Raw genomic sequence first — 24,278 nt, forward strand, 5'->3', positions numbered from 1 at the left:
GTTTTACCACCGTTTCTATTATCGCGGCTTCTGGGACTTGGTCACCAAACTCAATTTGAGTAATTGTCTCAAAGTCAGAAAGTAAAACAGAACGTTCGATAATATTTCTCAATTCACGCACATTACCGGGATACGGATAATCAAGCAGCTGCTTTTGTACTCTGGCGCTTAATCCTGGCGGCTCATTTAAACCGAGCTTGTGAGCGGTTTGTTTAACAAAATGTTGAGCAAGAGGAATAATGTCTGCGGCCCTTGCACGAAGTGGAGGCAAAGTGACAGGGAACACATTCAAACGATAAAATAAATCGGCCCTAAAGCCACCGTCTTTAATCTGTTGCATTAGATTACAGTGAGTGGCGGCAATCACACGAACATCAACTTCAATTTCTTTACTCCCACCGATTGGGCGCAACTTACGCTCTTGTAAAACCCTCAAAAGCTTTGCTTGCAGTAGCATAGGCATGTCCCCAATTTCATCGAGGAAAAGTGTCCCACCATCGGCAGCCTCAAATAACCCAACTTTATCTTTATCGGCTCCTGTAAACGAGCCTTTTTTATGTCCAAAGAGCTCTGATTCGAGCAGTTGTTCGGGGATGGCCGCACAGTTTTGGACAACAAGTGGTTGATCGGCTCGATTCGAGTTCTCATGAATGTATTTAGCGATAACTTCTTTACCAGCACCTGTTTCACCCCGAAGTAACACGTCAACAGGGAGTGAAAGCACTTTATCCAAACGACTCAGCACATCGAGCATCTCTTTGCTTTCTGCGATTGGGCCTTGATAGGATTGATTCTTTTGTTTCTTAAGCTGAGTATTTTCACGAAATAGGGCGGTATTGTCTTCACTGAGAGTGCGTATGATCTGACCATATTGTTCTAACCAGATGGCTTGTCTTATGTTACTTGCTGCCATACGACAAAATTCGGTTAGTGCGGCTTCATTGTCGATCACACTTAAGTCGAGTAATACCAAAAGACCAATGGTTTTGCCATCGTTGTCGATCAGAGGCCAAGCCAACAGATTGGTGCTTTGTACGCCCAATATTTGCTCTGTTTGATAGACATCTTCACAATCGTAGCCATTGTATTTATACAATTCGTTGATCAGAACCACTTCGCCGTTATGTACGGCAAAACTGAATGGGTCTGTCTCACTTGCGGATTCTAATTGCACCGCACTCCATGGATGCTCATAAACGGCTTTGTCATTGCAATGTACCGTACTGGGAAGTAATGCTTGACCGGTTTGGTCAAGCACGTAGATGGTTCCATGTTTTGCAAGCGTCATTTGCCTTGCAGCCGTCAGCACAGCATCTAAAGTCTGTGTCAGTTGGCTGCGATCAGCCAGAGATTGGCTGATCGCAAGTATCGCATTGCTTAGTTCGCTATGATTAGCTGAACGCATAAGCTAGAGTTCCTTGCTCATCGACGGATACGGTAATTTGGCTGTGTGCATCATCCTTGTCTTGCACAAGAAGTTGTGTGGATAATTGTGGTAATAGCTGACGGTTAATCACCGCATCGATATTACGCGCGCCTGTTTCTGCAAGTCGACAGTTACCCAAAACAAATTCAACCAAGCTGTTGTCATAATTAAGCGACAGTTTATGGTGATTGTGTAGACGTTGTGAGACTTTGTTCAGTTTATGGTGAATAATGTCAGTCATTGCGTCATCTGATAGCGGCAAGAATGGCAAGACGGACATACGAGCCAGTAGAGCAGGTTTAAAGTGACGATTCAGAGTTGGACGGATGGCTTCTGCGATCGTGTTTGCATCCATTTGCTCCGATTGTTGAGCGAGCGTTTCAATTTCATGAGTCGCAAGGTTACTGGTCATAATGATCAGGGTGTTTTTGAAGTCAATCGTACGGCCTTCACCATCGTTCAGCGTACCTTTATCGAACACTTGGTAGAATAGGTTCAACACTTCAGGATCGGCTTTTTCCACTTCGTCAAGTAATACAACGGAGTAAGGACGTTGACGAACGGCTTCTGTCAACATACCGCCTTCACCGTAACCCACATAGCCTGGAGGAGAACCAATCAGACGAGAAACGGTATGCTTCTCTTGAAACTCAGACATGTTGATTGTGGTCATAAAGCGTTCACCACCAAACATTTGCTCGGCAATAACACGCGCTGTTTCTGTTTTACCTACGCCACTTGGACCGACAAGAAGAAATACACCGGTCGGGGCATCTGGATTAACCAAACCAGCTTTGGCGGTTTGAATGCCTTCAGCCAATGCATCAATAGCAAACTCTTGTCCTTTAATGTTACTGGTTAGGCTTGCTTTTAAATTCAGCGTGGTTTCTGCTTCATCTTGAAGAACTTTGCCCATTGGAATGCCTGTCCAATCTGAAATAACGTGGCTCACTTCGTCTGGCCCAACTTCAAAGTGAACCAGAGGGTGATTGCCTCGGATCGCTGTAAGCTGCTCTTGGCAAGCGGCAATCGCTGCACGAACTGCCTCTTCATCAAGATCGGCATATGGCGAAACTTCTGCCTCTTCATCTTGCTCCTGTGTTGCTGCCATCTCTTTTTCAGCATCGTTATTTTGATGTTCGGAGACCAGCTCATGAAGGCGAGAACGAAGAGCGATCATGTCTTCAATTTGTGCTTTCTCTGCTTGCCATTGTTTCTCTTGAACGGTTAGCTCTGCTTTTGTGCGTTCCATCGCAGCTTTCAAATCTGGAATGGTCGCCAAGCTGTGCTTATCACCGGTTTGTTGTAGAGCATCACGCTCCAAGGCATCAAGCTCACGTTGTTGGGCTGCCAGCTCTTGTTGCAAGGTCTCAACTGGGGCTGGCATAGCGTTGAGACTGATGTTTACGCGAGCACAAGCGGTATCAAGGACATCGATAGCTTTGTCCGGTAACTGACGGCCTGAAATATAACGTGCAGCTAAAGATGCTGCCGCCGTAATCGCATCATCACGTACATAGACATTGTGTGATTTTTCGTAAGCAGGACGAAGACCACGAATAATCAATGCCGCTTGCTCTGGGGATGGTTCATCTAATTTAACCAATTGGAAACGACGTGCCAGAGCTGGATCTTTTTCGAAGTACTTTTTGTATTCTGACCATGTTGTGGCGGCAATGGTTTTTACTTCGCCACGTGCCAACGCTGGCTTGAGCAAGTTAGCGGCATCGCTACCACCAGCTTGGTTACCACCACCGACTAAGGTATGAGCTTCGTCAATAAATAAGATAACAGGGGTGGGTGAGTTTTTGACTTCGTCTAAGACAGCATTAAGGCGTTTTTCAAACTCCCCTTTAACGCTTGCTCCTGCTTGTAGCAGGCCCATATCGAGGCCATAAAGCTCAACACCTTTAAGGCTGTCTGGGACTTCACCTTGAACGATTTTTAATGCAAGCCCTTCAACAACCGCAGTTTTGCCAACGCCGGGTTCACCGACTGCAATCGGGTTGTTTTTTCGACGACGAGCAAGGATATCCACGATTTGACGAATTTCTTGATCGCGGCAAAATACAGGATCAATTTCACCTTTACGGGCTTTTCCTGTGAAATCAGTAGTGAACTTGCTTAGAGCGGAACCTTCTTCACGTGCTTTGGTGGTTTCTGTACTTGAAGCTTGTGATTCAATCGATTGGCTCGTCAATTCTTTGAAATTACGCTTTAGGCTGTCTTGATTGACGCTTTCTAAAATAGAAGCATAACCGTGTTGACCGTAGCGCAGTGGGTTACTGACTAGTGTAAGCAGCAAAGCGCCTGAGCGAATTTGAGTTTCACCGAGATCAAGAGAAGAGACTAACCAGCTCTCTTGCAGCCATTCGATCAGTAAAGCAGAGAAAACAGGTTTACTGCCGTTACCTTTGGCACTGGTATCTAATGTCGAACGAATGGATTGTCTAAATAGATTCTCTGAGCATTCAAAGTGACTTAATAATACGTCAAAATCACTGTTTGGCCTTTCTAAAAGACTTAATAAGTAGTGTTCGATTTGAACTTCGGTTGCTTTTTCAGAAACCGCCAATGCTGCTGCATCTTCCAATGCTACTTTTGTGATTGGGTGCAGGCGCTGTATTAATGAAGATAGGTTGATATTGATCATTGCCGTTTTTATTCACAGTAAGAAAGAGGTGCAACTATTATACTAAATCTAGCAATGGAAATTTTATTTTAAGATATTTTCACTACGGTTTTTTAGTGTAAATAAAATACCTATCGGTCTGATTGTTGGTTACATTCTTAATATATTTAAAAATACGCTCTTATTTATAGTTAAAATAACCAAAAGGCCAGTTTAAATAACTTTATTTGTTGGCTTTTTTATGGTTATTTTGACTTTATTAAACCAAATCAATTTATTATTATTTTGTCTAAATATTCGTGATTTTTTCCAATTTTTTGTTGATGAAAAATTAATAAAAAATATATTATCAATGTAAGTTGTTGTTTTTTAATGAATTAAAAGTTGGCACGGAGATTGTATTATAGTAATCGTCGCGGTGATTAGCGATTTGGTAATTCAACGAAACAGATCAAAAAGGAAATAGCAATGCCAACTCCAGCATATATGTCTATCAATGGCGAGACTCAAGGCCACATCACTAAAGATACTTACACAGCTGATTCTGTAGGTAACACATGGCAATCTGAGCACGTTGACGAGTTCTTAGTTCAAGAGCTTGATCACGTACTAACAGTTCCACGTGATCCTCAAAGTGGTCAGCCAACTGGTCAACGTGTACACCGTCCAGTTATCGTAACTAAGGTTCAAGACCGTTGTTCTCCACTGCTTTTCAACGCTCTTGTGTCTGGCGAAAAGCTTCCTGAGTGTGTAATCCGCTTCTACCGTACTTCTGTACAAGGTAAACAAGAGCATTACTACTCAATCAAACTGATCGATGCGCTACTAGTAGACATCCAAACACGCATGAACCACTGTCAAGATGCATCAACAGCGGACCGCGTAACTGAAGAAGTACTTAAGCTAACTTACCGTGCTATTGAAGTGACTCACGAGAAATGTGGCACAGCAGGTAACGACGACTGGCGTGCTCCACGCGAAGCATAATTTGCCTAATCGCGTAATAACTGAGGGCCAACATTTGTTGGCCCTAATTCGATTATTTGTATCAGGTGAAAGGTATGCTAAATAAAGTAGAATTCAAATTTGAAGTGCCTGGCTGTGGGCACGAGTTTCGAGTAGAAGGTTTTCAAGTTAATGAAGAGCTGTCTAAGCCATTCCACATCAATCTTTCATTACTTTCACTTGATCCTGATATCTCTTTTGATGAAATCATTCGTAAAGCAGGTGTTTTAACCCTTTATGGGCAAGGTGTTGGCTCTGCACGTGTATTTAACGGCGTGGTCAACGAGGTACGCTTCTTAGGGACAGGGCGTCGATTTTCTCGCTACCAAGTGGTTCTTGTTCCACAAGCTTGGTTTTTATCACAACGTCAAGACTGTCGAATCTTCCAACAAAAATCGGCTCAGGACATCATTGCTGAAGTATTAGATGATGGCTCTGTGACGGATTATCGCTTTGAACTGTCTGGTATATACCCGCCGAAAGACTATGTACTGCAATATCGAGAAACGGACTTACAGTTCGTCCAGCGTATTTTAGCTGAACACGGTATGTGGTATTACTTCGATCATTCAGAAGCAAACCACACCATGGTGATCGTGGACAGTAACGATGCGATTGTTCCTTTGGCAAACTCCACTCAAAATGCCTCTTATTCCGGCCCGATTTGGTATCACTCTGATAGCGGTGGCGCTGCCGACCGAGAACATATTACCGATCTAGAGATAGTGAATCGTGTAAGAACGGGTGAAGTTACTTACAGCGATTACAACTACGAAACACCAAAAACACCACAAGAAATGACTCAAGCAGGTCATTTGGATTCCGATCTTAAACTGTTCGACTATCCGGGACGTTATTTTGATCCTGCTATGGGTATGGTAAGGACGACCGAGTGGATATCAGAGCATGTGGTGGACAATCAGCAAGTTGAAGCAAGCAGTGATGTGATGCGCTTTGCTTCAGGTTATAGCTTTGAGATAATGAAGCATCCTCGAGAAGCGATTAACCGTGACTATATTATGCTGTCTGTTGTTCACGTTGGGCAAGATCCACAGGTTCATGAAGATGAAAACAGCGGTATGCCAACGACTTACTACAACCAATTCAGCTGTATTCCGCGTGATGTAGTCTTCAAAGCACCTAAGATGGCGGCTCCTGTCGTTGAAGGCCCGCAAACAGCAGTGGTTGTAGGTCCTGCAGGGGAAGAGATCTACACCGATAATTTAGGGCGTATTAAAGTTCAATTCCACTGGGACCGCTACGGTAACAATGATGAAAATTCAGGTTGCTGGATCCGAGTCAGTCAGTCTATGGCTGCGCCCAACTGGGGGGCTGTGTACTTACCACGTATCGGTCACGAGGTAGTGATTACCTTTTTAGAAGGAGACCCTGATAGACCTTTAGTGACCGGAGCTGTTTATAATGGTTTGCACTTTCCTCCATACGCTTTACCAGAAAATAAAACTCGTACCACGTTTCGTACCCAAACGCATAAAGGCACGGGATATAATGAACTGAGTTTTGAAGATGAGGCGAATCAGGAAGAGATCTATATTCATGCTCAAAAAGATATGTCGACAAAGGTCCTGAATAACCGCTACCGAGATATTGGCCAAGATGAATTCCTAAAGGTTGCGCGCAACCAAACTAACGATATTTACGGCGATCATAAAGAAATGATCGACGGACATAAAACAACGCAAGTTAACAGCACCTTTACCGAGACAGTAGAACAAGACGTTACCGTAACTTACAACGCTAATGAGAAACACTTTGTTAAAAACAACTCGGATTTAGAAATCGGTGATAATCGCACAACCAAGATTGGTAAAAATGATGATCTCGATGTTGGGTTAAATAGCAATTTAACGGTGGGCGCTTCAAAGAACTCAGATGTTGGGGCTGATGATAACCAAACAGTTGGCGGAAATTTAACGGTTTCAGTGAAAGGAAATACTTCCTACAAAGCGGATGGAGCCACGCAAATTATCAGTGGCGATAAGATCGTACTTAAAACAGGGGGATCGTCGTTGGTGATGACCAGTGATGGTTCAATTAAGTTGTCAGGCTCGTCGATTACGATTGAGGGCAGTGATAAAGTTGCCATAAAAGGTGGCAAAGTAGCGATAAACTAATGATGGAAAAACAAACTCTTACAACAGAGATCATCACACAAGAGCAAGCCGAAGTTTCGGCTTGCTTTTCGCGTTTTGGAAAGATAGTCAGCATCAATCCATCGACTGCCACTGTGCGAGTTGATTTTGAAGGTAATCCTTTTAAGAAGCCGTTGACTGCAAGACTCGGGCGATTGTACAAGCGTGAAGAATTGCAGATGGCAATCGATAATAATATGCATTGTCGAATAGAGTTCTTGGATAATGATATCAGTCTGCCTATGGTGACGGACATTGTATTTTCTATGCTGGATCAGCCAGAGGAATTTGTCATTCGGGCCAAAAAAATGGTGATTGAGACCGAACAAGAACTGGTTGTTAGAAGCGGAGAAACGGAAACTCGTTACAGTGGCCGAGATGGGCGTGTGACGACAAAAGGCAAGTACGTGACTTCTCAGGCAGAGAAAGCGCAAAAAATTCAAGGGGGCACGGTTGCAATCAATTAATGCCCAAATAACCAGTGTTATTATTAATGCGGAGCTTAAATAAGGTATGCGGCAGAAAATCAGTGTCGAACAGGTAAACGCATCAATTGACCAACAACAGGTTGAAAAATCAATAGAGCTTGCTGAGCATGCCATTAATGAGCTGAGTGCATTGTCTGAAGCACATTTATGTTTTTGTGAAGAAAAACTGGATACTGCCTCAGAAAGTTTTGCTTTCTTGCTGAAACAGTGGGTACAACTCTTCAAACGTGGCTACCCGAGTCGTGAGCATGAATATTTGCGTTTAATTGAACGTCAAATGAACGAATTAAAGCAAGTCTACTTCGCTTTCTATCGACTGGCTCCCGGTTTGATCCATATGCAGAAAACCACTCAACCAGACATCTATGTATGGCTGATGCTGCAACCTGAATTTGGTGCACAACTCGATAATTTGTTGTGCGGTTTGAGCCAACTTAATGAGCTGGAGCAAAGCACAGCGGACTTGTTAGTCGCGCAATCACAGTTGGTCAACATCGATCAAGTTTTAGTTGAGTTGATCGAAGGCAGAGCAGCCAACAGTTTGCGTTATTTTGATTGTCTAAAAGTTCGACACACACTAAGTATTTCATTGATCAAACGTTGGTTAAAAGCAGGGATTGTTTCAGAAAAGCTTGCTTATTCTCTATTGGCCCAAAATGATGTCAAAGAAGCGATTGAGTGGTTAAATGATCATGCGCAAAGCCAGCAACACTTATTTGAACGCCTGCTCACCAAGCACGACAGAACAACGTGGTTTAGGCAATACTTTGGCACTGATCCAAACGAACTTCCCTCTAAATTAGTGCTTACTTATGGCAAGTTACTCGATTTAGCTGAATTTTCTGTGTTCGATGTTCATTCAGAGCAAGCACCTTATGACTTTGTATTATGTGGCGACACGAACTTAGTGCCAGAAATCATCGATCATGTAACGGGGTTAGATGAATTTGATGGTGAAATTTGGGTTCAAGCACTGTATGTCGTTTATGGTGATGATTTACCACTCACCCCCAAGCAAGTGGGGATTGAGCTTGAGTGGGAAGAGGTTATTCAACTCTTGCAAAATTGGCTTGAGGAAGAAGGTTTTGAAAAAAGGCTCCCAAGCCGGCTGGGCTTCGAACTCAGTTTCGACTCTACCTTGGCTGCGATGCAGAATACCGACATTAACCATATTTTCCGCCAATGGTTGTGGAGACAATTGTGCATCCACTCTCGGGCATTTTTGCCTTGGAATATGGTCATGCCAGTCTTCCAGCAAGAATGGATTTTTCATAGTTTAAAGTCAGTACCTTCAGCACGCGAAAGATTTAATTTAAGGAACAGTAATGCAATTGTGGGATATTGAGCCACATCCTCAACTCTCGATTAAAGGTCGGTTTCAGCGTAACGAACACGGCGAAGAAGTATGGGTGGTTGTTGGCAAACAAACATGGCAATTTAACGATGGTCAATGGCAAAGTTTAGCTGAAAGTGAAATCTTTGATGATCCACAATATTTAGGAGAAGAGGGCTTTTCTGCGTTGAAAGTTGACCACGAGTTTGCTTTTTTTAAACCCAATACAGATGTGTTGATTTATGGCAAGGCGCGGAGTTACGGCAAAAAGCCTGTGACGTATCAAGAATGTCGAATTTTACTTGATGGCCATGTGGACAAAACCATTGCCATTCATGGTGAACGTGTTTGGGTTGAACACGGAGGGAGCATTAGCGTTAGTTTACCTCAACCATTTATTGAAAAAGACATGGATTATACATGTGCTGTTGGTGGGGGCTTTGACAACCGAATTGGTGGTGGTATTGCGGAGTCAACGGCTGAGCTTTTGCAACAACCCGTCCCTTCGGTGTTTTACCCTGGTGAAACCTGGAGCCCTTCAGTAACCCATTGTCGTGTGGCGGGTTTTGGTGCCATTCCACCTTTTTTCTCACAACGGCAAAAATTAGCAGGTACGTTTGACGAGGAATGGCTTGAGACTCGCAAACCAATGTTGCCTGTCGATTTTGATGTTAAGTTTAATCAGAGTGCGCCTCAAGATCAGCAATGCAAGGGGTATGTGTCTGGAGGCGAGAGGCTTATGATGAGTGGTTTTTGCCATAATGACACCATTACTTTCCGCATCCCTGATAAAAAATACATGGCCATTGCGACTTTTAAAGATCGTCAAGAACAAGCAGCGATGCCCATTTATACCATCTTTGCTGATACTGAACGCAAACAAATCTCACTCAGCTATACCGCTGTGTTTCCTTGTCAGGGAAGAGAACATTTATTGGTCTCAACGGCAGTAAAGTCTCTAGCAGAGGAGCAAGTGGATGCTTAATTCTACCGGACGTTATGTACTGGGTTGTGAAGTGGTAACACCCGCTGGTATGAACCTCGACATCGCTACTGCAGTAGCAAAAGCAGATTTAGGTTTGTTTAATCAACACACTGTTGAGGGCGGACTTGAGCGGTTTGCTTGTACCAAGATTGAATATACCCAATCCCAAGACTCATTTGAAAAAATATGTGAATTAACCAGCACGATTCTTGATTCTCTTCTATTGCAAATGCCTAGAGTCTTAAAACCAGCGCCTTTGCTGATTTCAGTGCCATCCTCTATTTCACTATTGAAAATGCAGCAATGGCTAGAAGAAAGCACTTATTCCGATTATCTTTCTTTAGTGGCAGTCTTTCATGCTAGTGGCCCTCAGTTTCTTATTCAAGCGGTTAAAGAGCTGGATAAATATGATGCGCTTATGTGTATTTCGTTAGATTCCACGGTTGAATTATTGGAACAGTTGATCGAGAAACAGCAAGTTGTTAGTACCGATAACCCTTGGGGCTTTATACCGAGTGAAGGTGGAGCAGGGCTGGTTCTTGGTCGCCGAAATATTGTTGAAACGTTAAAACTCCAGCCCAAAGCTGAATTCAGTTATTTAGATACCGAGCTTGAGACACAAGATAGACGAGGTATGTTTCGTTTGGTACAAAGGGCTGCCAAAACGTTGGCGAGCTTTGGTCAACCCTATACGGACATGACCAATTTAAGAGCGCATACGGAAGACTATGGTTTTGCACTTGGAGCGAAGGCAGAGCGGTTTATTAACCCAGAAGAGCCAACCTCAATTAATGAGCTATGGGGGACGATGGGAAGTGGTTCAGCCCTGACTCTTGTTGGCTTTGCTGCTCAGTATCATCAAGGCAACCACCCTGCGTTACTTTTGATGTTTGATCCAAGTGGGGATAAAGCGCTCGTACAACTTCGAACGGTGTAATTGACTTGGATATAGGTACATATTTTAAGTGTGATTTTTTTGCCCCATTTTATGGTACAAATAGAGGGGCGCTAAGCCAGTCAAAGCGAAGCAATTAGCAAGGAATATCTTAGTAATAATAACTAAAATCCTAGACTTAGTGCCCTTTTTTAAAACTACTATTGATACAAGCATGTACTAACAAATATCATCTGACATTAATAATACTTGTTCGATAAAAGAGTACAAAGTAGTGTCTGATAAGCAAGAAACAGCTAATGGGTATATTAACCAATTGGTTGTTAAAGCCATTGAAAAAAAGAAACTCAATCAACAAAGATTGGCAAAAAATAATAAGCCAAGGCTGGAGTATGTTCTTTTTTCACAATTCGATGTTTTAGACACACTTCCTTCAAAAAATGGTAGGACGACAATCTATCATCTTGCCAAAAAAGGCGAGCCTGAAAAGCAGCTTTGTTGCAAGATCGTCAATGAAGAAGCGCCAAATATCAGCAGTACGATGCTGCTTAATGAGGCCAGTCGATTAGAATTGTCACAGCACCCGAGTGTGGCGGAATTTATTAAAGTCAGTAATGATTTTGAGCGTCCATACCTAATGTATGAGTGGATTCAAGGAGAATCACTGGCTGAAAAAATGCAACGTCACAGTAACAAGGGTTTTCGTCACGATCACATAGCTTGGCTTGTATACCAGTTGGCCGGTGCTCTTGAGTTTATGCATACCAGAGGCATTTGCCATCTTGATATAAAACCATCAAATATTTTGGTTAGCGAAGGTGACCATGTCAAATTGATCGATTTTGGTGCGGCACGCTACATCGGTGAAAGTGAAGCACATGCTGAAGCCAGCTTAAGTTATGCCTCTCCAGCTTATTTAGAAACAGGTAATACCCAGCCCCAAGATGATGTTTATTCCTTGGCGTTACTCACTGGGCACCTGTTTTTGGGCTCTATTTTTGGCGATGCTTGGCATAAAGAAATCAAAGGACGTAAACGCCCTAGTTTGATTCCCAATCATACGTGGAAGCTGCTTAAAGAAGTGATCAATAATCCACGTGGTCATGGTTATACTGCGATATCTTTTGCTCAGCAATTGGCTCGAATCGATGCTCAAGCGATCGACTCACAGTCAAACGCTCCTATCTTCAGCAGCTTACGTAATGCTGACCTTTTACTTACGCATTGTAAGCCACAAGATAAAGCGGGCTACGGTCGTTTTAAAGTTCTAGAAGCGTGTTTAGCTTTGAGCGTTTGTGCGATCACTGGTCTTTATCTGTATCAGCAAAGCCAACCGGAGTGGAAAACCATTGTAAAGTCGGAGCCGAGCTTTACATTGACGCAAGAGCCCTTAAATCCAACGATCAAACCAGCGCAAACGGCTTCGTTTTTAGCTCAAGCTCCCTGGGAGATCGAAAACACTTTAGCGGAGATGAGCTCCGACATGCTTATCACGGCACCCTATCGTGAGGCTTATCAGGTTCAGCAGACAAAACTTAATCAACGCTTTGATAGTTACCGCGGGCAGGTTTCCTCTTATCAAAAACTGGCCGATAGTTTGCCTAAATCACTGATGAAGTTGCGTAAAGAGTTAGTGAATCTTAAAGCAACGCTCGGCAAAGGCGGTGAGTTAGCGCCTGATGCACAAAAGAGCATTATTACAGTCATGTCAGGCCTTAACTCGGCCGTTAATGCATCAAAAAAACTGTCTGAAATCGCGGGTAGCAAAGAAGAACAGATTACAAATTTAATTTTACGTGGTGAAACGGAACTTGCGGCAAAAGAGGTCCAAGCCACGTGGCAACTAAAGCAATCTGAAGCGTACTTTTACAGTCATGTTTTGCCACAAAAAGTGATGGAGCGCATCTACCAGTCGATGGAAGATAATTCAAATTCACATTTTTATACTAAAGCCATTCAGGAAGCTAAATTTGCCAGAAACTATTTTGGTGAGAGTGAAGAAATTAACTCTAGGATTAAAGATCTGATCATTAGCAGAAGTTCATTCATTTTATTCAGTACCGTAAAGGAAGATCGATTATTCGATAAGCAAAGGTTGCATGACTCACTCAGTGCACTCGAGCGCAATGATCTTAAAAAATTCAATACGATAACGGATACTCTTACAAGTATGGCTAATGAGTCGATCAATCAAGCTCATCAAAGTAATGAACCTGCACGAGGTGCAATTGCAGTCCAACAAGCGATTGGTGACTATCTAAAACAAACAAGGGGCTAATGTATGTCTGTTATTGATATCGAGCGTTTATTAGCGCCTATTTCAGAGTCTCAACCTGTAGGCGAAGACGCGAAATATGAATTCTGTTATGAAATGATGGAATCCGAAGTGAAAAAGTTTGGTTCACTGTTCGGTGAAACAGTGGATTGGCAGGTAGTCAAAAATCATGCTGTTGAAGTGTTAGAGCACCATAGCAAAGACATCAAAGCACTGTGTTATTTAATTCGTGCTTTGCTGGAAGAGGAAGGACTTAAAGGTTTTCATCAAGGCTTGTCACTGCTTAATGGGGCGTTAAATGAGTTTGGCAGCCATCTTTATCCTACTCGAAAACGGGCTCGGGATTCGGCAGTTTCATGGTTAAGTGAACAATTTGAACTGATGGTTCAACAACTTGAACAAAGCTTGCCTTCAAGTCATATTATTGATGATTGCGTGAAGCTTATTGGATCAGTACAAGGTAAATTCGATGAATTGTTCCCAGATTCTGAAACCGATTTTTTTGCTATTCGAGGTAAACTGAATGCGTTAGCTCAGCGAGCCGCGCTAGGGGTAAATGAAGAAGTTGGACAGCCATCAAGTAATCCAACAGCAACGGTGTCAGAGTCGGCGGCTTCAGAGATCTCAGAATCAGTGCCAGCGCCAGCGCAACAGGTTGAGGCTCCTCAATCAGCAAATGAGAAACCTGCACAAGCATCAGTTGAGCAAAAACCAGTTACGCCAACGCCAACAGCGCCAGTAAAACGTCAGAATACGACACAAAAACAAGTCGATATTGATACCGATTTTTCATCGCCAACAGCTTCGACACGAACGCTAAAAAAAGTCGCTGAGGTGATGCTAAACGCCAACCCTGCAGAACCGCTTGCGTATCGGATTTATCGTTATGTGACTTGGTCAGAAATAGATGGGTTACCAGCACACAATAACGGTCAGACGGAATTAGGTTCCCCTGTCTCCTCGGATCAATTGGCTGAATATACCGATAAAGCACAACGAGAAAGTGACATCAATGTTGTTAAGCGTTTAGAGAAAGATTTGGTTTATGCTCCCTTTTGGGTGACCGGGCATTTTCTTGTCTATTCAATGCTTAAAAATCTTGGGTTGGATGATGCCGCAGCGGCTGTTCAGCAAGAAACCCAGAGTTTTGTTGATACTCTCCCTGGTATCCAAAAACTCTCATTTAAAAATTCTATGCCATTTGCAGATGAAGCAGCATTGAACTGGCTCGCCAGTCAACGGCCTGCTCATTCTGGCTCTCATTCTATGATAAAGACGGTTGTTATCTCGGAAGAAGAGTCGATGCCAATGGAGGATATTACCCTCGAAAATTTCGGGGAGTTTGCAGCAGAGATTGCTCAAAAACTGGACTTAGATGGTTCGGGACGGGGGCAATTTGTATTGTATTTACAATTAATAACAGCTTACCAAACGGCTGGGTTATATCCGTTGTGTTTACCATACCTTGAGAAAGGTTGGGAAATTTGTAATGCGTTTAATCTGGCTAATTGGGAACCCCATCTCTCGATACAGCTTGAAGGTTTAATTCGAGTAACGTTGCATGCGTTGTTTGAAAATAAGGATCTTCTGCCTGAGAAGTACGAGATGTGGGAATCCATTTATGGCTAACTTAAAAAGTTAAATAAGGAATTTAATATGTCTCGTGACGGCTCGGTGGCTCCTAAAGAGCGAATTAATATCCGTTATGTTCCATCAACTGGCGATGCGCAAGACGACGTAGAATTGCCATTGAGCATGATGGTTGTGGGTGATTTTACTGCACGTGCAGATGATACTCCTATCGAAGAACGTACACCAATCAATATCAATAAAAACAACTTCAATGAAGTATTAGATGGCTTATCACCGAATGTAAAAATTAGCGTTGATAACCGTCTTACTGATGATCCAGAAGCACCGCTTAGTGTTGATCTGACTTTCCAAGATATGAAAGATTTCTCACCGGAAGCGATCGCAAAGAGCGTTCCAGAGTTGAACGGTCTACTTGAATTGCGCGAAGCATTAGTGGCTTTGAAAGGTCCTCTAGGCAACGTACCTGCATTTCGTAAGAAGATTGCAGCCGTGCTTGAAGATGAAGAAGCAAGAAAGAAACTTTTGGATGAACTAAGCATTGGCGATGACCAAGAAGCGAAAGAAGGGTAAGAGGTATCATGTCTGCAGAAGCACAAGCTCCAGAACAAGAAGTAGCCGCAGTTGAGTCTGGCTCACTTCTCGATAGCATTCTAAATGAAACGCGTTTGAAGCCAACGGATGAAGGTTTTGATGTTGCAAAGCGTGGTGTAGAAGCGTTTATCGGTGAACTACTCAGCAGCAATACTACAGAAAAAGTAGATCAATCTTTGGTTGACCTGATGATTTCTGAAATTGACCAAAAACTATCCAACCAAGTTGATGCTATTCTTCACAACCCTGAAGTTCAAGCGATTGAATCAAGTTGGCGCGGTCTTAAATACTTGGTTGATCACACTAACTTCCGTGAGAACATTCAAATCGAAGTGATCTCAGCGAAGAAAGATGAAGTTCTTGAAGACTTTGAAGATGCACCAGAAGTGGTGAAATCTGGTCTTTACAAGCAAATCTATACTCGTGAATACGGCCAATTTGGTGGTAAACCAGTCGGCGCAGTGATTTGTGATTTCGCGATGTCTGCTTCAACTCCAGATATCAAGTTGATGGAGTACATGGCAAACGTGGGTGCAATGTCACACGCACCGTTTATTACGTCTGCTTCAGCGAAGTTCTTTGGCCTAGACAGCTATGAAGAGCTACCGAATATCAAAGATCTACAGTCGGTATTTGAAGGCCCTCAGTACGCGAAATGGCGTAAGCTACGTGATCATGAAGATTCACGTTACCTTGGTCTGTGTTCTTCACGCTTCATGCTACGTTCACCTTACTCGGTAGAAGATAACCCGATCAAAGCGTTCGAGTATGATGAAAAAGTAACAGATAGCCACGACAATTACTTATGGGGTAACTCAGCTTACGCTTTAGCATCGAAGATCAGTGAGTCTTTTGCTAAATACCGTTGGTGCCCGAACATCATTGGTCCTCAAAGTGGTGGTACGGTAGAAGATCTGCCGGTTTACAACTTTGAATCTATGGGTCAAATCGAAACTAAGATCCCAACAGAGATCTTGGTTTCTGACCGTCGTGAATACGAGCTAGCAGAAGAAGGCTTCATTGCCCTAACTATGCGTAAGGGCTCTGATAACGCGGCGTTCTTCTCTGCAAACTCAGTACAAAAGCCAAAAGCATTCAGTGATAAGCAAGCGGAAATGAACTACAAGCTTGGTACTCAGCTACCTTATATGTTCATTATTAACCGTTTGGCGCACTACATCAAAGTGCTACAGCGTGAACAAATTGGTTCTTGGAAAGAACGTACGGACCTAGAGATCGAATTAAACAAATGGATCCGTCAATACGTTTCTGATCAAGAGAATCCACCAGCAGAAGTTCGTGGCCGTCGTCCACTGCGTGCAGCTAAGGTTGATGTATCTGATGTTGAAGGCGATCCGGGCTGGTACAAAGTCTCACTGTCAGTACGTCCACACTTCAAGTACATGGGCGCAAGTTTTGATTTATCTTTGGTTGGTAAATTAGACCAGTAAATCAATAACCTAAAATCAAGCAGTCAGTAAATACTGGCTGCTTTTGTATGAGGGGTAACATGGAAAAAGGATTTCGTTTATTAGAACGTATCGAACTTGGGGAGCCAAAAAATAGCTATGAGAGAGTGATTTCTCATGAACATCTTATTGCTTCCATTCACCAACATCTTGGTGACTTACTTAATACCCATTCCGGTAACGCAATGATCGACAGCGAATACGGTTTGCCTGACTTTAACGATGTACTAGCAAGTAACAATAATTTAGTGCGTCATATACAGCAAAATATCACATCCACGATACAGCGCTTTGAGCCACGTTTGGGTAATGTCGAAGTGTACTATCGTGAAGATCATCACAACCCACTTCAGCTCGGTTTTGCTATCCGTGGGCAGGTTTCGCACAACGGCGGCAATGTTCCAATGTCTATAGATGTTTACATGGGAACGGACGGTCAATTTAACATTTAGTCAATTTAACATTTAATAGGTGTCACTTGAGCAACAGTAAATACTTTCAGGATGAGCTCACGTATTTGCGTGAATCGGGCAGTGAATTTGCTAAATACCACCCTAAGCTGACTCACTTTCTTTCAGAGGGAACCTTCGACCCTGACGTGGAAAGATTGTTAGAGGGCTTTGCATTCTTAACAGGGCGAATTCGTGAAAAAATTGATGATGAATTGCCTGAGCTGACTCAATCTTTGATGACGTTACTTTGGCCACATTACATGCGTTCTATCCCTTCGTTATGCATCAGTGAGCTTCAATCTCATTCGGGAAGTGTGACAGAAAAAACACTGATTGAACGAGGGGCCGAGATGGCGAGTGCTCAAATCGAAGGCACACAGTGTTTGTTCAGGACGTGTTATGATGTCATGCTCTACCCACTTGAAATTGTGGATATAGAGCAGACTAACAGCCGCAATAATTCCAGCGTTGATGTCACTCTTGTGACTAACAATGACTCAGAAATCTCTCGAATTGGTCTAGACTCATTGCGCTTTCACCTACATGGCGAAGTTCATATCACTCGAACTTTATTTTTGTGGTTATTCCGTTACCTTGATCACATTGAATTAGATGTGGGGGGCGGTTACAAGCGAACGCTGTCGCCTGATATGATCAAGCCTGTTGGTTATGAAGAGGATGAGTCCTTACTGCCTTATGGACAAAACTCCTTTGCAGGTTACCGTTTGTTTCAAGAGTTCTTTTCATTACCTGAAAAGTTCATGTTTTTTGATTTGAATGGTTTAGACTGGTTAAATGGGGTTCCGCAGCGTAGCTCAGTGAAAATTAAATTCCATTTCAAAAGAGCATTACCATCTGAAGTTGTTCTCAAACAGAAGCACCTAAAACTTCACTGTACACCTGCTGTTAACTTATTCGACAAAGACGCCGATCCGATTCGCTTAGAGCATCAAAGAAATGAATATAAAGTGCGGCCGCAAAGTAACCATCAAGACCACTATGAAGTGTATTCTATCGAACAAGTCGAGAGTTGGAATAAAGATGAACGTCGCCGTAAACCGTTAATTGAGTTTGAAACGTTTGAACATCAGATCAACCAGAAAGACAAACAAGATTTTTATAAAACCAAAGTCGCTGAGCGCCTGAGTGGTCGAGGTTTAGAGCGCTATATTTCATTCCATACCCACAACGGTGATATCGCTGACCTTGGTAGTGAAACTATTTTGATGAAGTTGCAGTGCAGTAATGCAGACTTGGCAGAGCGGCTTTCTGCCGGTGATATTGCGTTTAACACTCATAAATCGCCAACTTACGCTATATTCAAGAACATTACCAAACCGACTCAGTCTGTCAGCCCTCAAGTGAATGGGGAACTGCAATGGCAGTTGATAGCGAACATGTCATTAAATTATCTTTCTTTGGCGAACATTGATGTACTGAAAGTTCTGCTTTCTACTTATGACTTTCACTCACGGGTTGACAGACAGGCTCATCGCGCCTCTCAACATCGATTAGATGGAATTCTTTCATCCGAAATTAAACCTGTTGATCGTATCTTCCGCGGTGTCTCCGTTCGTGGTAACCAATTTAAGTTGGTTGTTGATTCTAAATTCTTTGTCAACGAAGGAGAGATGTTTCTGATGGTGTCAGTGTTAAATGAATTTATTCGACTCTATTCAAGTGTTAATTCATTTACGGAACTAGAAGTCTTTGATGAATCAACGGGTGAAGTTTACAACTGGACAAGCCTTGTTGGGCAGCAGACCATTTTATGATTAATACTTTATCTGAACAATCTTATGAGTTTAGTTTTTATCAAGCGGTACATTTGCTTGAAAAATACTACAAAATGGAGTCTGGCTCTAACTTTGTTGCGGTCGGTGAAAATAAATACTTTAAGCATGAAAGAATAGAGTTTTCGGTCTCACCTAAGCTCTCTTTTCCCAAAAGTGATATGGATTTCATTGTCCATATGGAAAGGGAAGGTCAGCCTTACTCGCGTATTGAGACCAATTTCCTTGGCTTACACGGTGCGAGCTCGCCTTTACCAGCGGCATATACGGAAAAATTGGCGGGGCGTGACCCTGATGACAACCCGGTAAAAGACTTCTTTGACTTTTTCCATAACCGCTACACAAGTTTACTTTATCGAGTTTGGAAAAAGTATCGCTATCATATCCAGTATCAAAGTAATGCTAACGATGCGTTCTCAGGACGTATGCTGCATTTAGCAGGGCTATCGAGTGTTATTCAAGAAGCTGAAGTGGCCGAATTAGATAGGGCTAAAATCCTGTCTTATATTAACCAGCTTTCGACTCGTACTCGCTCGCCAAGGTTGATTACTGGTATTGTCGCGCATTACTTTTCATTGCCGAAAGTGAGAATGGAGGAATGGGTTTACCGGCGTGTATCCATATCACCCAGTCAGAGAAATCGACTCAATCAAGCCAATTGCATCTTAGGTAATAACTTACATCTCGGTAGCAGTATTGGTGATCTGAATGGCAAATTCAATTTATGCATTGATCAGATTGATTTCGAGAAGTTTAAGCAGTTCTCACGTGATGGTGCACAATACAAGATATTAGTTGGATTAATGCGTTTTATCCTTCGTGATCCTATGGCCTGGGATCTTAAGCTATCTGTTAAGCTCGAAACCATTCCTGAAAATGAATTGGGAAGGGGAGAGGGCAATCTACTCGGTCAGACTTTTTGGCTAGGTAATCCCGGAGAAAAGGACGTGAATATTCGCGTGATTGGCAGTGTATAAAGATTCTAAGTAAACTGACTCAACCAACTGAATTTTTATGAGAATAAAGCAAAGGCCGCTGAATTAGCGGCCTTGTTGTATCTAATGTACTCAACGTTAAAATGTACCCCAACGTTAAAACTCTGTTTTAAGGCATTCGTTGTACTGATTCAGTGTTCTCATTTAGTCAGTGACTTGGCTATATTCTTATTGTATTCACCCGACTAACAGAGACCGAATGTTGTTGAGTGCATTAGGTTGTTATGATTGAGATACTCTTAGTTTTTACTGCAGTCAGCCGTAAATTAACGGCTGATTGGCTGATGCAAAACGACAGTAGTATCGAGTTTTTCAATCCCATTGAAAGCCTCAATCTCATTGCACAAGTGATGTATGGCTTGCAGATCCGGCGCTTCAATTAACGCTATAATATCAAAGCTGCCGCCAACAACACTGGTCAATCGAACTTCTGGGATTTCTTTAAGCGAGTTAGTCACCTCATTCTTTTTGCCTTTTTCACATGAAATAAGTAAATAGCTCGCGGCCTTTCGTCCTTCATTTTCGATTCTGACCTGAGCGGTATAACCTTTAATTATTCCAGTTTTTTCCAAACGGCTAATTCTTTCTGCCACTGCCGTACGTGATAAGCCAATGTTTCTTGATAGATTTGCAATAGACTCACGTCCATTTGATAACAAACTAGATAAAATCTTACGATCTAATTTATCTAAGCCTTGTAATGTCATATTAGAAATCATATGGTCTGCCTTATTATATTTATTTATTATATCGACTCTGGGAGAGTAAAATTAAACAGCTCGCCAAGAGTGAACGGGTTTTTTTGTGTCAGTGGGGTGATGCGTAAGCTCAGTTCCCTGCCTGATACTTTTATGTCACTAACGAAGCTTCCGTTATGAGTGTTTGTCAAGGTTGAATCCCCTAGCAATCGATATATCGCCCATTGACCACTCTTATTTAAAACGTGTTGTTTTCCTTCACTAGTTACATCCTGTATCGTGACTGTAATGTTAAAGTCTCCGTCTTGTGGAGGCCATGACATCTCACGAATGCGGCTTGGACCGTGATAGTAACTAATATCGGCATCAGCAATTTTTATGCTGGCTCGCATAGCACTTGAATCAAGGTCTAAAACGGTGGCACTAAACGGAATGGATAATCTGTTTGTGCTCTTATTAATTAATGTATCTCTTATAATGTTATAATTACGTAATTGCACCAGCAATTCTGACGATAAAGGCATTGCTTTTCCATCTACCTGCTTGGCTGTCCATAAGTTGGTATCGTAAAACGGTGCAAAATTCGTCTGTATAAATGTATCGAGTAACCCACCAGAGGCAAATAGCAGTTCGAAATCTTCGATCGATATCTCTTCTGTTGCGTTGAGGTCAAATGGATATTTATGCAGGCCAAGTTCTTCAAATTTAGTATAAACTTCACTGTACCACTGAGTTTGAATACCTTTGGCTGATTCGGTGATCATCACAGACCAACTTTGTTTAACCACGTCCATTAACCAGCTTCTGACCGGTTCAGGAGATTTCTGAGCGATTTGCTTAAGCTTAATCAGTGGATCTGCTTCAGTACTGTTCATGCGATACTGGGTTGCTGCTAGAGCCGCCATTTGTGGGTCTGGTGCATCGGCAATATCTTTCATGTAGGTACGAACACGGCTTAGTGCTGCAATTGTTTCATCCCATGGGGTCGGGGAGTTTGGTGTTTCACTGATTTGCAGTTGATTCAAAAGATGGAATGCATTTTCAACTCGTTTCATCAATAAGTAGTCAGGTTCTACCGTCTCTTCTAACTTTTCAGACACGACTTCTGCAGCTTCAGCTAATTTGGGGTTCACTTTTGAAATCAGCAACTCTTTTTCACCAACCGGCGAGAATTGGGTATTGGTGTATACCTGTTTTAACACGGTTGTCATTGGCGATGATGGACCTGAAATCAGATCAATTGCGTTAGTTAAATCACCGATGTTGTTATAATCCTGAACCTTGAGTTCACTTAACGCATTGCGCCAATAGCTGATGTAATCATCGGTATACTTTTTACGTACTTCCGCTCTAAATGCATCTTGCTCTTTTTGCGTAGGAACGACATTGTGAGACAGTCCTAGCACCCAGTTGTCGCTGATGACTTGTTTAGACATCAGATCGACGCGAGGTCTATAGAAGGTACTGAACCCAGTAGAGGTATAGATCTTATTAAGAGTCAGCCCCTGCTTGTTGATTGGGTCGTTAAATATATTACTGAACTCAAAGCCAACAGCACGTTGCAAGTTGAGCGTACCAAGGTCGATAGCATCAGCTTGACTTAAGATACCCGCGTAAACTAAATCGACATTAGACTTAGCCAGTAGAGAACGGCGAGTCGCTCGAACTACATTCATATTAATGTCTACAGGTTGGAATTTGGTTCTGAAGTAAGCATCAATATAACGAGTAGAAAGCTCGATATCGTTAGTTCGACCACTTAAAGCGGTCATAACTTTGATGGTTTCACTACGAAGGAACTTAAGATCACGCTTAGAAGGATCATGAAGCATGAGGTAACCCTTCAGTAACGGCATAGCGCGGCTCACATCGTTTTGATTCTGAGTGAGTTCCAGACGGTAGGCACTTTCAATCAAAGGGATCAATTGCTCTTGAATTTGCGTTAACAAGTGATGATAAGCTAACTTCGTACTCTTTTCTAACCGGCTGATATTAAGAGGTACCACTTCTTCATCAAGTGCTTTTGAACCTTCTAGCCAAGCGAAATAAGCCGGCTGAATCTTTAAGTTAATTGCAGCCAACTGCTGATCAAAGCTGTCTTTTGGATTCACCTGAACTTGATCATCAATATTGAGCAGTCGATTGATGATATCTAAGTTATTGTTGAGGGTGTTAAAGAAATAATACCCGCCACCCACTAATAAAATCAAAGAGGCCGCCATGGCTAAATGACTTTGGCGCTGAATCGTACGTAAATAGGTTTTGTTTTCTCCTGCATAGTCTGACTCAGGCAAGATCTGAGCATCCATAAGAAAACGAGAGAAATACGGTGTTTCAGTGAGCTGCGTATGCTCTGAAGCAATGATCGGTAAATTAAAGTAGTTACTGCAGCTTTTTGCTAATAGGTTGTACTTTCGACCGCCTTGCAGGCTGGAATTGAAAAATACCTCTCTAATATCCAGCGAGTAAGTACCGTTGTTGACATCACATAAGCGCTCAAGCACATGGCCAATTTCTGACTGGCAAAGTTCAAATTGTTTTGGAAAAGCCAGAATCGCTTGTTTTTCATCGATATCTGTTGAACTTGCAGAAGCGTCTAAAGCGTTACTCTCTAACACTCTAACTAAGTTTTTGTAACCATCACGGAAGTACTCGGTAAGCACTCCTTTTGATTCTTTTAAAGGAATCGAAAGAAACTCTACGCGCGTTTTTAGCGAACTAAAATGAACATACTCCTTAAAACCATCCAGCTTGTCCAGTTTTGATACCATTAAGTAGACAGGCAAAGCGGCGGAAATTTTTTCACTGATCGAGGTTAAGCGTTGAAGGAGTGTCGTTAACGTATAATCTTTCTGCTCTGATTCAGAGATAATCATGAATTCAAAATCAATGAAGAACAAGCACCCAGCAAAAGGTTTGCGGGGATTATGGCGGATGACTTCATTTAGGAACGTATTCCATAAGGAAGCATCACTACTTGACACTTCTTGGAAAACCAAACGTTGATCGGGCTTAATGTAAACGACGCTGTCAGATTCATACCATTCAAAGAAATCGTTCTTGGTTGTACGCGAACGATCCATGGGCTTAATCGCACTGGAATTATATAAGAATTGACGTCGCCCTGACATTTTGTTGCCGAGCATTAAATATATTGGCTTACCTGCAGCGTTAGAGAGTAGCGGTCGAATTACCATCGACAGAGCTTCATCTTCTGTTTCTAGCCGTTGTGCTTTGGCATTATTCCGCTTTTTATACCAAAGTGAAAATTGAAAAAGCAGATAAAAGGTTAAAATAGACCCAAGACCTAACCACAAATAGATCTTATTTGCATCCTCTAGCCATAAGATATATACCCCTGCAAGCAGTAAGGCTAATATAATGGCAATCATGCTGGATAGCAGGATCGGATTTCTGAATGTATTCTTCTTGAACATATAGCCGTAACTTCTTTTTGTTATAATAATTTAACTTTGTACTTATTTTAATTATTCT

16 protein-coding genes and 1 pseudogene are annotated in these 24,278 nt (G+C 42.3%); 13 read left to right on the forward strand and 4 right to left on the reverse strand.

The features are described 5' to 3' along the window. Positions 1–27 precede the first annotated feature (27 nt). Positions 28–1,405 (reverse strand): annotated as a pseudogene (locus tag BS333_RS15910) (sigma-54-dependent Fis family transcriptional regulator); the annotation flags it as partial. Next, complete coding sequence (tssH, locus tag BS333_RS15915) at positions 1,392–4,079, reverse strand: type VI secretion system ATPase TssH (protein WP_021710000.1); 2,688 nt, start codon at positions 4,077–4,079, stop codon at positions 1,392–1,394. The pseudogene BS333_RS15910 and the gene tssH, both read right to left, overlap by 14 nt. 447 nt (positions 4,080–4,526) lie before the next feature. Here tssH and BS333_RS15920 point away from each other — a divergent pair, with 447 nt between their 5' ends. The 13 genes from BS333_RS15920 to tssG all read left to right on the forward strand — a co-directional run bounded on the left by BS333_RS15920 (position 4,527) and on the right by tssG (position 20,067). Then, entirely contained in the window at positions 4,527–5,045 is a 519-nt protein-coding gene (locus BS333_RS15920) for an Hcp family type VI secretion system effector (RefSeq protein ID WP_021710001.1), read from the forward strand. Between the two features lie 74 nt (positions 5,046–5,119). Then, positions 5,120–7,198 carry a type VI secretion system Vgr family protein gene (locus BS333_RS15925; protein ID WP_021710002.1) on the forward strand — a complete coding sequence of 693 codons (2,079 nt, stop codon included), beginning with the start codon at positions 5,120–5,122 and terminating at the stop codon, positions 7,196–7,198. Beyond that, on the forward strand, positions 7,198–7,683 hold the full coding sequence (locus BS333_RS15930) for a hypothetical protein (protein WP_021710003.1): 486 nt from the start codon (positions 7,198–7,200) through the stop codon (positions 7,681–7,683). Before BS333_RS15925 ends, BS333_RS15930 begins: the two co-directional genes overlap by 1 nt. A gap of 46 nt (positions 7,684–7,729) precedes the next feature. Further along, positions 7,730–9,049, forward strand: coding sequence for a hypothetical protein (locus BS333_RS15935; protein ID WP_021710004.1), 1,320 nt, complete (start codon positions 7,730–7,732; stop codon positions 9,047–9,049). Beyond that, on the forward strand, positions 9,030–10,022 hold the full coding sequence (locus BS333_RS15940) for a DUF2169 family type VI secretion system accessory protein (protein ID WP_021710005.1): 993 nt from the start codon (positions 9,030–9,032) through the stop codon (positions 10,020–10,022). The genes BS333_RS15935 and BS333_RS15940 overlap by 20 nt, the downstream gene beginning before the upstream one ends. Beyond that, a complete protein-coding gene (locus BS333_RS15945) occupies positions 10,015–10,959 on the forward strand; it encodes a hypothetical protein (protein WP_021710006.1) in 945 nt (314 codons plus the stop codon). Before BS333_RS15940 ends, BS333_RS15945 begins: the two co-directional genes overlap by 8 nt. A 232-nt stretch (positions 10,960–11,191) precedes the next feature. Next, positions 11,192–13,195: a serine/threonine protein kinase gene (locus BS333_RS15950; protein ID WP_021710007.1), complete on the forward strand. Its 2,004-nt coding sequence runs from the start codon at positions 11,192–11,194 to the stop codon at positions 13,193–13,195. Between the two features lie 3 nt (positions 13,196–13,198). Beyond that, complete coding sequence (gene tssA / locus BS333_RS15955) at positions 13,199–14,821, forward strand: type VI secretion system protein TssA (protein ID WP_021710008.1); 1,623 nt, start codon at positions 13,199–13,201, stop codon at positions 14,819–14,821. A 27-nt stretch (positions 14,822–14,848) separates the two neighbouring features. After that, positions 14,849–15,355: a type VI secretion system contractile sheath small subunit gene (gene tssB, locus BS333_RS15960; RefSeq protein WP_021710009.1), complete on the forward strand. Its 507-nt coding sequence runs from the start codon at positions 14,849–14,851 to the stop codon at positions 15,353–15,355. 8 nt (positions 15,356–15,363) lie between these two features. After that, positions 15,364–16,827 carry a type VI secretion system contractile sheath large subunit gene (tssC, locus tag BS333_RS15965; protein WP_021710010.1) on the forward strand — a complete coding sequence of 488 codons (1,464 nt, stop codon included), beginning with the start codon at positions 15,364–15,366 and terminating at the stop codon, positions 16,825–16,827. 59 nt (positions 16,828–16,886) lie between these two features. Further along, complete coding sequence (gene tssE, locus BS333_RS15970) at positions 16,887–17,297, forward strand: type VI secretion system baseplate subunit TssE (RefSeq protein ID WP_021710011.1); 411 nt, start codon at positions 16,887–16,889, stop codon at positions 17,295–17,297. A 26-nt stretch (positions 17,298–17,323) separates the two neighbouring features. Continuing rightward, positions 17,324–19,072 carry a type VI secretion system baseplate subunit TssF gene (gene tssF, locus BS333_RS15975; RefSeq protein ID WP_021710012.1) on the forward strand — a complete coding sequence of 583 codons (1,749 nt, stop codon included), beginning with the start codon at positions 17,324–17,326 and terminating at the stop codon, positions 19,070–19,072. Further along, positions 19,069–20,067, forward strand: a complete 999-nt coding sequence (gene tssG, locus BS333_RS15980; RefSeq protein WP_021710013.1) for a type VI secretion system baseplate subunit TssG — start codon at positions 19,069–19,071, stop codon at positions 20,065–20,067. Before tssF ends, tssG begins: the two co-directional genes overlap by 4 nt. A 284-nt stretch (positions 20,068–20,351) precedes the next feature. Here the strand turns inward: tssG and BS333_RS15985 are convergent, their stop codons facing one another. Together BS333_RS15985 and tssM are read right to left on the reverse strand one after the other, a co-directional pair. Then, positions 20,352–20,804 (reverse strand): Lrp/AsnC family transcriptional regulator, encoded by a 453-nt coding sequence (locus tag BS333_RS15985; protein ID WP_021710014.1) that lies wholly within the window; start codon positions 20,802–20,804, stop codon positions 20,352–20,354. Between the two features lie 26 nt (positions 20,805–20,830). Further along, positions 20,831–24,220: a type VI secretion system membrane subunit TssM gene (gene tssM / locus BS333_RS15990; RefSeq protein ID WP_021710015.1), complete on the reverse strand. Its 3,390-nt coding sequence runs from the start codon at positions 24,218–24,220 to the stop codon at positions 20,831–20,833. Positions 24,221–24,278: the final 58 nt, after the last annotated feature.

Origin of the sequence: Vibrio azureus (assembly GCF_002849855.1) — a bacterium.
GTDB lineage: Bacteria > Pseudomonadota > Gammaproteobacteria > Enterobacterales > Vibrionaceae > Vibrio > Vibrio azureus.